The following is a 12,135-nucleotide window of genomic DNA, read 5'->3' as shown; positions in this document are numbered from 1 at the left end:
GAGAAACCGGATGCTGCAGGTGGAAGAGTTGAATCAGTTTTACGGCGGCAGCCATATCCTGCGCGGCCTGTCGTTTGAGGCGCGCGTCGGCCAGGTCACCTGCCTGCTGGGACGCAATGGCGTGGGTAAAACCACCCTGCTCAAATGCCTTATGGGACTGCTGCCGGTTAAAACCGGCCGCATCCGCTGGCAGGGCGAGCTGATAAACGGGCGCAAAACCCATCAGCGCGTCCAGGCGGGTATCGCCTATGTGCCGCAGGGACGGGAAATCTTTCCGCGCATGACGGTGGAGGAGAACATCCTGCTGGGCTTATCGCGCTTTCCGGGCGCCCAGGCCAAACAGCCGCCGGCGGAAGTCTATTCGCTGTTTCCCATACTGGCTGAAATGAAACAAAGGCGCGGCGGCGATCTCTCCGGCGGCCAGCAGCAGCAACTGGCCATCGCCCGCGCCCTGGCCTGCCGGCCGCAATTATTGATCCTCGATGAACCCACTGAAGGCATACAGCCTTCGGTTATCAAGGAGATCGGCCTCGTCATCAAAACCCTGGCGGCCCGGGGAGATATGGCCATTTTACTGGTGGAACAGTTTTATGATTTTGCCGCCGCCCTGGCGGACAGTTATCTGGTCATGTCCCGCGGCCAGATCGTGCAGCGCGGGCGCGGAGCGGATATGGAAGCGGAAGGAGTGCGGGGATTGGTCACCATTTAACATACTGCGTCTATGATTGGGGATAAAAATGTTTCACACTGGCTTATAGCCTTTAACCCGGAACAAAGACATGCAACGTTTGACCCTTTCCCTGGACGATGAGCTGGCGCTCGCTTTCGACGAATTAATGCGGCGCAACGGCTACGCCAGCCGCTCCGAAGCCTTCCGCGATATGCTGCGGCGCGAGCTGGGACGCCAGGTGGCCGCCAGCGACGTGAATACGCCCTTTATCGCCATACTCAGCTATGTCTACGACCACCACGAACGCCAGCTGTCCGCCCGTCTTACCGAACTGCAGCATGATCATCATGAACTGACCATTTCCACCATGCATGCCCATCTGAGCCATGACGAATGCGTGGAAACCGCTATTTTGCGCGGACCGCTGCGGCAACTGACTGAGTTTGCCCAGTCGGTGATTGCCCAGACCGGCGTGCGCCACGGCAGCATCAACCTGATTCCGCTGGAGGCGGCGGAACTGGCGGTTGACGCCAACCCGTCCCCAACGCCCCGCGGCGGCCACGATCACGGGCATAAGCACTGATGGCGTCCGCGCCGCCTTCCCCGGGCGGAACCGGGCGGCAGATGGCTCGTCCTAGCCGGCAATAGCGTCAGCGTGGATTTTCCGGCAGGATATGCTCATTTTCTACCCTGCCGGCGATATTTTAGGCTGTTATGTTAAAATATAACCTGCTATGCTGTACAAAACAACAGTAGAGCGGGTTTTATTCAGTGCGCAAGCGTCTCACCACCGTCCGGCGGGAATTCGATCCCGCCGAGATTTATCAGTATCCGGAACATCTGCGTTCATTTATCGACAGCCTCCCCGCCGCCCCCGGCGTGTACGTTTTCCATGGCGACAGCGACGTCATGCCGCTGTATATCGGTAAAAGCATCAATATCCGCAGCCGGGTGATGTCCCATTTTCGTACCGCCGAGGAAGCGCGCATGCTGCGCCAGGCCCGGCGCGTCAGCTATTACCCCACCGCCGGAGAAATCGGCGCGCTGTTGCTGGAGGCGCAGATGATCAAGCAATATCAGCCGCTGCATAACAAGAGGCTGCGGCGCAGCCGCCAGCTCTGCTCCATCCAATTGGTGAACGGTATGCCGGTTATTGTCTCGGCCAAGGAGATAGACTTCGCCCGCGCAGCGGATTTATACGGGCTGTTCTCCAACCGCCATTCCGCGCAGCAAAGGCTGCTGGATATCGGCGACAGCGAATTTTTATGTTACAGCCTGCTGGGGTTGGAAAGGATCAGTCACGGCCGCCCCTGTTTCCGCTTTCATCTCGGACGCTGCGCCGGGGCCTGCTGCGGTAAGGAGACGCCGCAGGAGCATCATCTTCGCCTGATGGACGCGCTGCAGCAGATGCGCATATTCAGCTGGCCCTATGCGGGGGCAATAGGCCTGGTGGAACAGGGGGCGGCGTTTCGCCAAATCCACGTGGTGAATAATTGGTATTATCTGGGGTCTGTAAACAATCTGTCCGACGCCGCGGCCCTGAATAAAGTGGCGAAAAATTTCGACCGCGACGGCTACAAAATCCTCAGCGGGCCGATCTTAAGCGGGCGTCATGAGATCATCGAACTGGAATAGGCGTGAATGCGCCTGGTTAAAACATGGTGAGCCTGGCGGCCTGTGCATGTATATCGCCTTGCTTCTTCAAAAACGCTTTTATTTTGCGCAGCACTTTCATGGCAAATTCCTCGGATTAGCTATTAATTTGTGATGTAAATCACAATTTTCATACTAGGCAAAAGGGAATGGCCTGTCAAATTTATGTGATGCACATCACATTTTTCCGGAAAGCGTTTTTACCTTCGGCAATTAGCTCAGCGACAGCGGCGCGATACGTTCTACCGGTGCCGACAGGATGATGGACGTTTTGGTGGCCCCAAAACGGCTGACTTCTTCGATAAAAGCTTCCAAAGCCGCCATATTGCGTACCGCGCCCCTTATCATCACGCAGGCTTCGCCGGTGACCCGGTAGCACTGCAAAATCTGCGGCATCTGGGTCAATGCCTGCAGGATATTCTGCCAGTGGTTATGATTAAGACGCAGTTCAACAATAAAAGAGATATCCAGCCCCATTTTTTCCAGATTGATATGGGCATGGTAGCCGGTGATGACTTTTTTTGCTTCCAGCTTGGCCACGCGCTCGGCCACCGCCGGCGGTGAAAGGTTCACCCGGCGCGCCAGCTCGGCATAGCTCAATCGCCCGTTTTCCATCAGCGCGTGCAATATCAATTCGTCGAATTTATCCATATTTTGTCCGCCGGCCGTTGAACGTTGAATCGAAGGTATATGGGTGGTTTTCCCGTGCTTTCATCGGGTAAACGGTGCGTAAATACCTCATTGAGTGCTAATAAAATAGGTTAAGTTAGGATTCAATTGCTAGACATTTACAGGAAAAAAAATGCGCTTAAAGGATTCGCCCGGTTTCAAACTCGCCCTGGCCCTGTTTACCCTCTATATCATTTGGGGTTCCACCTATTATTTTATCCGCGTCGGCGTCGGCGCCTGGCCGCCGCTGATGATGGCCGGAGTCCGGTTTTTCCTGGCCGGCGCCCTGTTGCTGACGGTGCTGCTGCTTAAAGGCGACCGTCTTCCCACCCTGCGCCAGACGGTGAACGCCGGCGCGATAGGCATATTGCTGCTGGCCATCGGCAACGGGCTGGTCACCGTGGCGGAGCATATGCAGGTGCCGTCCGGCATTGCCGCCGTGGTGGTCGCCACCGTACCGCTGTTCACCGTGGCTTTCGGCAGCCTGTGGGGCATCCGCGCCACCGGGCTTGAATGGCTGGGCATTGCCATCGGACTGGCGGGGATTATCTTGTTGAATACGTCCGGCAATCTCACTGAACATCCGCTGGGAGCCATGCTGTTGATCGTCGGTTCCATCAGCTGGGCGTTCGGTTCCATATGGGGAAGCAAACTCCAGCTGCCGCAAGGTTTGATGGCCGGAGCAATGGAGATGCTGGTGGCCGGGACGGTACTGCTTTGCGCCAGCCGCATCAGCGGCGAACGACTGGTGCGGATGCCGGATATGGCCGGCATTCTGGCGGTGGGCTATTTGATCCTGTTCGGTTCAATCATTGCCATCAGTGCCTATATGTTCCTCCTCAAACACGCCCGTCCGGCGCTGGCCACCAGCTATGCCTATGTCAATCCGGTGGTGGCGGTACTGCTGGGCATGGGTTTCGCCGGTGAACGTCTCACGGGGACGGAATGGACGGCGCTGGGTATTATTATCCTCGCGGTCATGATAGTCATGGTGGGCAAATCCATCACCGCCGGCAGGCACTCCGCCGGCAATCTGGAGCCGGTGGTCAAAACCCGCCGCGATTCCGGCAAACCGGCGGGTTAACCTCTCTCCTTTCGCCCGAAAACACCGGCACGATTGTTGCCGGTCCTACATCTTTATGCCCACTGGTATAATCACTCATTTTTTTGTATGACAAATTATTCCCCGGAGGTAAAGTAACATCCATACCCCGCGCGTAGCGGGTCAGGTTTGCCGGTATTCTGATACCGACGGGTAGGTAAAAACGTGTTTTAAGGATTTGAGCAGGCAATGGCGAATGAGAAACAACCGACTTCCGCGTTGACGGAGATCAGGGACGCCGACACAGCGGATAACCCGCCTGAACAGGTGTCTTCCGGCGGGATATCGGGCATGGCGCTGCTGGTAGCCGGCGCGTTTTTTATGGAGTATATCGACGGCACGGTCATCGCTACCGCATTACCGCAAATGGGCGTGACCTTCGGCGTTTCCGCGGTGGATCTGAATATCGGCATGAGCGCCTATCTGCTGACGCTGGCGGTATTGATCCCCGCCAGCGGCTGGATCGCCGATCGCTTCGGCTCCCGGCAGGTTTTTACCGTCGCGCTGGCCATTTTTACCCTGTCGTCGGTGCTGTGCGGCCTGACGCAAAACGTGCCGCAATTTGTCCTGATGCGCATCCTGCAAGGGGCCGGCGGCGCATTAATGGTGCCGGTGGGGCGCCTGGCGGTGCTCAGAAGCACGCCTAAACCGCAGTTGATCAAAGCTATCGCCACGTTAACCTGGCCGGCGCTGGTGGCGCCGATCCTGGGGCCGCCTCTGGGGGGGTTTATTACCGACTACTCAAGCTGGCGCTGGATCTTTTTTATCAACCTGCCCCTGGGAATAGTGGCCATCTTTGCCGCCTGGAAGCTTATTCCCAACCCGCCCCGCACGGTACGGCCGCCGTTTGACCTGATTGGCTTTGTCACCAGCGGCATCGCGATGCTCAGCCTGGTCTACGGACTGGAACTGACCGGCCGGCAAGATGCCCCCTGGCCTTACATGCTGCTGTATCTGCTGGTGGGCCTGCTGGCCCTGTTTTTGACCCTGCGCCATTTGCAGCGGGCCGAAAACCCGATGATCCGGTTGAATTCCATTAAGGTATTGACCTTCAGGGTGACTCTCGGCGGCGGTTCGTTATTTCGCATGGCCATCGGCGCGGTGCCGTTTTTACTGCCCATCATGTTCCAGGTGGGATTCGGCATGGACGCGTTCAATGCCGGTTCTCTGGTGCTGGCGGTGTTTGCCGGCAACCTGGCGATGAAACCCGCCACCACGCCGCTTATCCGGCACTTCGGTTTCCGCAAGGTCCTGCTGGTAAACGGCACTCTTGGGGCGCTGTCGCTGCTGGCCTGCGCCTTTCTGACGCCGACGACGCCGAGCTGGGTCATTCTTAGCGTACTGTTTTACGGCGGCCTCTGCCGATCGATGCAGTTTACCGGCATCAGCACCCTGGCCTTCGCCGATATCCCGCAGAGCGACATGAGTTATGCCAATACCCTGTTCAGTACGGCGGTGCAGCTCTCCATCGGCATGGGCATCACCATCGGCGCCATTGGCGTGCGGATCGGAGAGAAAGCGGCGCCGCTCTTGGGTATGGGGGATTTGCCCGGCATCAGCTATCGGCTGGCGTTTGTGCTGATTACCCTGATGTCGCTTATCGGCCTGGTGGATCTGCTGCGATTGCCCGCCAACGCGGGGGAATCGGTCTCGCGCAAACCGCAGCCGGTAAAACGAAAACCGGCTTCCGGCCGTTAGGGCTTGATGAATGAGACGTTGCCGGAGGCGCCGGCACGGCTATCCCCGTGGTTGCCGCCGCCGGTACCGCTACCTGACGGCGCGAGAGGATTAACCTTAGGTCGAAGCGGGGCAGGACGCCGCGTCAAACACCACGCCCCGGCCGGCGCACCAGGAAAAAAACGCGTCCAGCGGCAGTGAAGAGTGGTAAGGGGCCGTCTCGGTGGCCGAGGGATTATTGAACCACACCCGATCCCCCTCCAGCCCGTAGCACAACACCAAATGGCCGCCGTTTGCGCCGGGATCGCTATTGTATCCGTCGGCATGGCGGATCTTAGGCGAAACCGACGCCATTACCGGCATCCCCCTTGACAGGCAGTCCGCCAGGCTCTCCCGGCTGATGGCGGTATCCACCCGGGCCGAAATGCCGTACAGGCGTACGATCATCTCCACAAAAGGGGCATAAATCAACCCCTTAACCGAGCCGTCCGGCTGCGGGATATAGGCTTTTGCCGCCATGGCATGGCGCCAGATGGCATAACGCGAGCAGAGGGACGGGTCCGGCGTCGCCCCGTGCCGGCGCCGGTATAGCAATAGCGATTGAAAACAGGCGATCCCGCAGATTCGCCAGGACCAGAAGCGATACTCCTGGGCATCGCTAAAGCCGGACTGTTCCCGCCAATCCGGATCCCCGCAGGGATCGGCGCCGGCCAGTATTCGCTGATTCAGTCCCGGCGCGGACCACTGTGATACATAGGGATAATGCTCTACCGGCATACCGCTGTCCTTATGATTACCTCTGCTCGGCCGGGCCGCCAATCAGGCGGTCTGGAAAAAGCTGACGGTTTTACGCAATTCCTCTCCTTGTTCGGTAAGCGACCGGGCTGCGGCGGCGGCCTCTTCAACCAGCGCCGCATTTTGCTGGGTCACCTGATCCATTTGCGCAACCGCCTGCCCCACTTCCTGGATGCCCAAATGCTGCTCGCTGCTGGCATTGGCGATCTCACGGATAATGGCGGCCACTTTATCCACCGAATCCACCACTTCCGTCATCGCTTTACTGGCATGATCGGCGCGGTCGGAGCCGGCGGTGATTTTCTCCACCGTGCCTTCAATCAAGGATTTAATCTCTTTGGCCGCGTCGGCGCTCTTTTGCGCCAGGGTTCTGACTTCGCTGGCCACCACCGCGAAACCCTTGCCCTGGGTACCGGCCCGGGCCGCTTCCACCGCCGCGTTAAGCGCCAGCAGGTTGGTTTGGAAGGCGATACCTTCAATGACAGAAATGATATTAACGATTTTTTTCGAGCTTTGCGAAATATCGCGCATCTGAGTCAGCATTTCGGCAACGATCTTACCGCCTTGGGAAGCGGTACGCGACGTTACCGTGGCAAGCTCGCTGGCCTCTTTGGCATTATCGGCGTTCTGATGCACGGTTTGCGTCAGCTGCTGCATATTGGCCGACGTCTGGATCAACGAAGACGCCTGTTCTTCGGTACGCTGGGAAAGATCGGTATTTCCCTGCGCAATCTGGCCCGAGGCCACCGAAATGGATTCGCTGCCGCGGATGATACCGTTAATGGTATCGCGCAGCTGCTGGCTCATGGTATTCAGCGCCGCCAGCAAACTGCCGCTGTCCTTCGCCCTCACCTGGATGCCCGTGGTCAGGTCGCCCTCGGCGATTTTACGCATAATGACCGTGGCATAAGCCGGCTCGCCGCCCAGCTGCCGCCACAGATTTCGGGCGATGACCGTCGCCAGCAGGCCGGAAATCACCAGGGCGAACAGCCCCAGTCCCAGCAGAGAAGTTTTGGCGATAAAATACCCCTGGCTTGATTCGTCGGCGGCCTTGTTGCTGCCGCTGATTTCCCGATCCACCATGGTGGCCAGATCAATCATCAGTTGAGTGCGGTATTTGCGTGAATTATCACCGCTGATTTGGATGGCCGACGTCACATCGCCGGCGCTCATGGCTTTCACCACCTCATCATTCGCCTGGCTGAACTGATCAAAATTGGCGATGATCTGGCTGAATAACGGGGTGGAGCTTAACGGACTGTGCAAAGCAATATAATGATCCTGAGCACGACGATAGTTCGCCACCGCCTGCATGAGCTCTACCCGATGCCCCTCGCGGTCGCTCTCCGTCGCCGAGGAGATATACTGTATCTGCTGCAACCGCAGCTCCGCCAGATTTTCGCGCATCTCCAGGGTATAACGCACGCCGGGCAGCCAGTTGTTGCGATAGTCGTCTATATGGGCATTGGTATTGCTAAGGTGGTACAACGATACTCCGCCCAAGCAAAGCATCATAAAAATAACGACTGCAAAACCACTTATCATTTGAACCAAAAAAGGTAAATGTACTAATTTTTTCATAACCAAAACCGTCCTTGAAGAGGGGTAAAGGTTTATCGGCATAAATGAGCGGAGGATGAGCCCCGGGACGGTTTTATTGTCGATCCGTGAGCCGTCCCAAGCTTTTGAACCTTGTTACACATTTTCCCCGGGCGGCCACGGCACGATGCAAATGATTTCCATAAAGCTTCGTTTTTTTTCCATTTTAAGGAATCTGCTTCCCCCGGAGGAACCGTGCCGCCGTGCGCACTGCCGGCCCATCCCAACACAGCGGGGTCCGGCCGGAAACGCCGATATGGCTGAATCAATAGGCCGGCGGTATAAATCGTCAAATTCTTTATAGAATAATAATCATCCTGCCGAATATTAAAAACAGCGGTAAATTGTCAATTTCACATTCCATATTAACGTGGTAATATTGGCGGCCTTTGTTAGAGAAAATGATTAATGCCTATGACGTATTTATATCTCCTGATCGCTATTTTATCCGAAGTTATTGCTACCACATCACTTAAAGCCTCGGCGGGTTTTACGAAACTCTATCCCTCCATTCTGGTGATTGCCGGCTATATTACTTCCTTTTTATTATTATCATTAGTACTCAAATCCATCCCGGTGGGCATAGCCTACGCGCTCTGGGCAGGCTTGGGCATCGTTTTCGTGGCCATTGCCGGCTATCTGTTCTTCGATCAAAAGCTGGATCTTTACGCTATACTCGGCATGGCGCTTATTATCACCGGAGTATTAGTTATTAACCTGACATCCACCGCGGCGGAGCATTGAAACGCAGCGCCCCGGCCCGATTAAAATCATTATTATCTTATTATTAATAAATAAATTATGATCGTAGAAAATAAACTCTCTAACACCTACAATATAAAATTACGCCCATTGGAACGCGAGGATCTTTATTTCGTCCATCAGCTGGATAATAATGAAAGCGTAATGCGTTACTGGTTCGAGGAACCCTATGAAGCATTTGTGGAACTGAACGACCTCTACGACAAGCATATTCACGATCAAAGTGAGCGGCGTTTTATCATCGATAAGGAAGGCATCAAAATCGGTCTCGTGGAACTGGTGGAAATCAACCATATCCATCGCCGCGCCGAATTCCAGATTTTGATCGATCCGACGCATCAGGGGCATGGCTATGCCGGCATCGCCGCCCGGCTGGCCATGGAATATGGGTTCCTGGTGCTAAACCTGCATAAACTCTACCTCATTGTTGACCAGGAGAATGAAAAGGCCATCCACATCTACAGCAAGCTGGGATTCAACGTGGAAGGGGTATTGATCAAGGAATTTTTCGTTAACGGCGAATACCGCAACACCATCCGGATGTGTATCTTTCAAGAGGAATATCTGGCCCTTCGCCAGTCGGCCTGTGAGTAGCGTCGGCCCATGGCGGCCCGGGCCCGCGATCGCCGCGCGTGCAACGAACCGGTTAAAGGGATAGCGTGCCGATGTGGTGGAATCGGGCGTGGTTTTCCCCGAGCGCCACATGGCACGGTATGCCCGCTATCGCCAGACGTGCAGCCGACGTGTAAAGGAGCACGCCGTCCTACCGGCCCTCATCCCCGCACCATGGTAGTCTTGGTATTCACCAGCTCAAACAGCGCCACGGTCCTGGAGGGACAAGTATATTTATGGCCGAAGCCGAAGCTGTGCTCATTGATATCGTCCGGCTGGAACGTATCAAAGATATGCCGCCAACCGTAACCGTGGGCCACTTCCGGCAAGGTATACACCACATCCTCATGGGAGGCGCTGAACAGCAGCAAAACGGTACTGAGGGAGCCGACCCGCAGCAGGCCGGTGGGCTGTGAACGACCGTCCAGCAGCATACCGATACTTTTCAGCTGGGCATCACCCCATGACTCCTCGGTCATCTCCTCGCCATTGGGCTGGAACCAGGTCACATCCTTGATGTCCAGTTTTTCATTGCGCTGCCCGGTGAGGAAACGTCCCCGATGCAAAATCGGGAACCGATCCCGCAACGCGATAAGCCGATAGGTAAAGAGAATCAGCGATTCGCCTTTATCGGTGATATTCCAATCCACCCAGGAGATATCATCGTCCTGGCAATAACCGTTATTATTGCCCTGCTGGGTACGGGCGAATTCGTCCCCCGCCAGCAGCATCGGCGTGCCTTGGGAAAACATCAGGCTCGCCAGCATATTGCGCATCTGCCTTAGCCGCAAAGCATTGATGGCCGGGTCTTCGGTGGGCCCCTCAACGCCATAGTTGGCGGAATTATTATCGCTATGGCCGTCGCGGTTATCCTCTCCATTAGCTTCGTTATGCTTATTCTCATAGGAAACCAGATCGTTGAGGGTAAAACCGTCATGGGCAGTGATAAAATTCACCGACGCATGGGGCTTTCGTCCGCGGTGGTTGAAAATATCCGCCGAGCCGGCCAGCCGGGTGGTGAATTCCGCCAATTGGCCCTCATCGCCGCGCCAGAATTTGCGCACCGAATCGCGATACCGATCGTTCCACTCCGACCAGCCGGGAGGAAAACCGCCCACCTGATACCCGCCGGGGCCGCAATCCCAAGGTTCGGCAATCAGTTTACATTGGCTGAGCACCGGATCCTGGCGGCAGGTATCCAGAAACCCGCAGCCTTCGTCAAAGCCGTAAATCTCCCGCCCGAGGATGGTGGCCAGGTCGAAGCGAAAGCCATCCACCTGCATCTCCGTTGCCCAGTAACGCAGGGAGTCGGTGACCATTTGCAGCACCCGCGGATGGCTTAAATTCAACGTATTGCCGGTACCGGTATCGTTGATGTAATAACGCTTCTCTTCGGGAAACAGCCGGTAATAACTGGCATTGTCTATGCCTTTCAAAGAGAGGGTCGGCCCCAGTTCATTCCCTTCGGCGGTATGGTTATACACCACGTCTAGAATCACTTCGATGCCGGCGGCATGAAGGGTGGCTATCATCTGCTTGAATTCATAAACCGACGACGTGGCCATGTATTGCGGATGCGGGGCGAAAAAGCACAGGGTATTGTAGCCCCAGAAATTGTGCAGCCCTTTTTCCTGTAAATGGCGATCGTCGGTGAAAGCATGGATCGGCATCAGCTCAATAGCGGTAACGCCGAGAGACTTAATGTAATCCACGATCTGGGGTACGCTCAGGGCCGAAAAGGTGCCGCGCAGATGTTCGGGCACCGCCGGATGGCGCATGGTATAGCCGCGCACGTGGGTTTCGTAGATCAGGGTTTTTTCCCAGGGGATAAAACTCTTGCCGTTCGCCGGCCAGGAAAACGCCGGATCGATAACCCGGCACTTAGGCATGAAAGGCGCGCTGTCCCGTTCATCTATGCTCAGGTCTTTATCGTCGGCGTTAAAATCATAACCGAACAGCGCATCATCCCATTTCAATTCGCCACGGATCTGCTTGGCATAAGGGTCGAGCAGCAGCTTAGCCGGATTGAAGCGATGCCCCTCCTCCGGGGCATGTGGGCCATGCACGCGATAACCATACAGCAGACCCGGCCGGGCATCCGGCAGATAGACGTGCCAGACTTCATCGGTATATTCCGGCAGTTCGATGCGGTCATACTCAACGCCTTCCTCGTCGAACAGACAGAGTTCCACCTTGGTGGCATGGGCGGAGAAGAGGGCAAAATTCACCCCAAGGCCGTCCCAGGTCGCGCCAAGGGGCACCGGCTTGCCTTCCCTGACGCGGGTTTTGCGATCGGCGTCCAGCCGCTGGACAATATCGTTATCTGAATTGGGGTGGACGATACGCACCCCTTTGTCATCAATGGTAATTTCCACCTGGTTATCGACTTTGCTTGCCATGGTGGTTGTGGTGGTAGGAAAAACCACTTCATTTTTCTTCGAGGATCCCTTGGCCATCCAATTCTTCTCCTGCGCGCATTTAGACGAATTCCGACTTCCGCTGCCTTAACCCGTGCCGATGTCGGCATCGCTCCCGGAGCGGGCAATAATTAACCCGCCTTTGGAATCAATGGCTGATGGCACATAAATTTAAAACA

11 protein-coding genes are annotated in these 12,135 nt (G+C 56.1%); 7 read left to right on the top strand and 4 right to left on the bottom strand.

The window, feature by feature from the left end; genetic code table 11:
* The first annotated feature begins 10 nt into the window (after positions 1–10).
* The 3 genes from urtE (at position 11) to cho (ending at position 2,305) form a co-directional block, all read left to right on the top strand.
* Complete coding sequence (urtE, locus tag ACL2XJ_RS13355) at positions 11–709, top strand: urea ABC transporter ATP-binding subunit UrtE (protein WP_132923155.1); 699 nt, start codon at positions 11–13, stop codon at positions 707–709.
* 70 nt (positions 710–779) lie between these two features.
* A complete protein-coding gene (gene nikR, locus ACL2XJ_RS13350; RefSeq protein WP_413726732.1) occupies positions 780–1,253 on the top strand; it encodes a nickel-responsive transcriptional regulator NikR in 474 nt (157 codons plus the stop codon).
* A 188-nt stretch (positions 1,254–1,441) separates the two neighbouring features.
* Positions 1,442–2,305, top strand: coding sequence for an excinuclease Cho (gene cho / locus ACL2XJ_RS13345; protein ID WP_413726731.1), 864 nt, complete (start codon positions 1,442–1,444; stop codon positions 2,303–2,305).
* A 231-nt stretch (positions 2,306–2,536) separates the two neighbouring features.
* Here cho and ACL2XJ_RS13340 read toward each other — a convergent pair whose 3' ends face one another.
* The gene (locus tag ACL2XJ_RS13340; RefSeq protein ID WP_132923158.1) at positions 2,537–2,974 is read right to left on the bottom strand and encodes an Lrp/AsnC family transcriptional regulator; all 438 of its coding nucleotides are present in this window, start codon (positions 2,972–2,974) and stop codon (positions 2,537–2,539) included.
* Between the two features lie 151 nt (positions 2,975–3,125).
* Between ACL2XJ_RS13340 and yedA the strand changes: the two genes are divergently transcribed.
* Positions 3,126–4,076 (top strand): drug/metabolite exporter YedA, encoded by a 951-nt coding sequence (gene yedA, locus ACL2XJ_RS13335; RefSeq protein WP_413726730.1) that lies wholly within the window; start codon positions 3,126–3,128, stop codon positions 4,074–4,076.
* 309 nt (positions 4,077–4,385) lie between these two features.
* The gene (locus ACL2XJ_RS13330; protein WP_413726891.1) at positions 4,386–5,792 is read left to right on the top strand and encodes an MFS transporter; all 1,407 of its coding nucleotides are present in this window, start codon (positions 4,386–4,388) and stop codon (positions 5,790–5,792) included.
* Positions 5,793–5,888: 96 nt separating this feature from the next.
* Here ACL2XJ_RS13330 and ACL2XJ_RS13325 read toward each other — a convergent pair whose 3' ends face one another.
* Both ACL2XJ_RS13325 and ACL2XJ_RS13320 read right to left on the bottom strand, forming a co-directional pair.
* The gene (locus tag ACL2XJ_RS13325; RefSeq protein ID WP_413726729.1) at positions 5,889–6,548 is read right to left on the bottom strand and encodes a C39 family peptidase; all 660 of its coding nucleotides are present in this window, start codon (positions 6,546–6,548) and stop codon (positions 5,889–5,891) included.
* A gap of 42 nt (positions 6,549–6,590) precedes the next feature.
* Entirely contained in the window at positions 6,591–8,147 is a 1,557-nt protein-coding gene (locus tag ACL2XJ_RS13320; protein WP_413726728.1) for a methyl-accepting chemotaxis protein, read from the bottom strand.
* 432 nt (positions 8,148–8,579) lie between these two features.
* On the opposite strand from ACL2XJ_RS13320, the gene ACL2XJ_RS13315 reads away from it, so the two are divergent.
* Both ACL2XJ_RS13315 and speG read left to right on the top strand, forming a co-directional pair.
* Positions 8,580–8,909 (top strand): DMT family transporter, encoded by a 330-nt coding sequence (locus ACL2XJ_RS13315; protein WP_132923163.1) that lies wholly within the window; start codon positions 8,580–8,582, stop codon positions 8,907–8,909.
* 57 nt (positions 8,910–8,966) lie between these two features.
* Positions 8,967–9,521, top strand: coding sequence for a spermidine N1-acetyltransferase (gene speG / locus ACL2XJ_RS13310; protein WP_413726727.1), 555 nt, complete (start codon positions 8,967–8,969; stop codon positions 9,519–9,521).
* 179 nt (positions 9,522–9,700) lie between these two features.
* Here the strand turns inward: speG and glgX are convergent, their stop codons facing one another.
* Positions 9,701–11,842: a glycogen debranching protein GlgX gene (gene glgX / locus ACL2XJ_RS13305; protein ID WP_413726890.1), complete on the bottom strand. Its 2,142-nt coding sequence runs from the start codon at positions 11,840–11,842 to the stop codon at positions 9,701–9,703.
* Between the last annotated feature and the right edge of the window lie 293 nt (positions 11,843–12,135).

This window comes from Sodalis sp. RH16 (assembly GCF_047324245.1).
Lineage (GTDB): Bacteria > Pseudomonadota > Gammaproteobacteria > Enterobacterales > Enterobacteriaceae > Acerihabitans > Acerihabitans ligni.
The sequence above is the reverse complement of the archived record's forward strand: the minus strand, read 5'-3'. Positions and strand labels throughout refer to the sequence as shown.

Coding starts and splice junctions, on each gene's coding strand:
- ACL2XJ_RS13330 (WP_413726891.1), top strand. CDS start 4,386: ATGGCGCTGCTGGTAGCCGGCGCGTTTTTTATGGAGTATATCGACGGC.
- ACL2XJ_RS13320 (WP_413726728.1), bottom strand. CDS start 8,147: ATGAAAAAATTAGTACATTTACCTTTTTTGGTTCAAATGATAAGTGGT.
- ACL2XJ_RS13315 (WP_132923163.1), top strand. CDS start 8,580: ATGACGTATTTATATCTCCTGATCGCTATTTTATCCGAAGTTATTGCT.
- nikR (WP_413726732.1), top strand. CDS start 780: ATGCAACGTTTGACCCTTTCCCTGGACGATGAGCTGGCGCTCGCTTTC.
- ACL2XJ_RS13325 (WP_413726729.1), bottom strand. CDS start 6,548: ATGCCGGTAGAGCATTATCCCTATGTATCACAGTGGTCCGCGCCGGGA.
- ACL2XJ_RS13340 (WP_132923158.1), bottom strand. CDS start 2,974: ATGGATAAATTCGACGAATTGATATTGCACGCGCTGATGGAAAACGGG.
- speG (WP_413726727.1), top strand. CDS start 8,967: ATGATCGTAGAAAATAAACTCTCTAACACCTACAATATAAAATTACGC.
- urtE (WP_132923155.1), top strand. CDS start 11: ATGCTGCAGGTGGAAGAGTTGAATCAGTTTTACGGCGGCAGCCATATC.
- yedA (WP_413726730.1), top strand. CDS start 3,126: ATGCGCTTAAAGGATTCGCCCGGTTTCAAACTCGCCCTGGCCCTGTTT.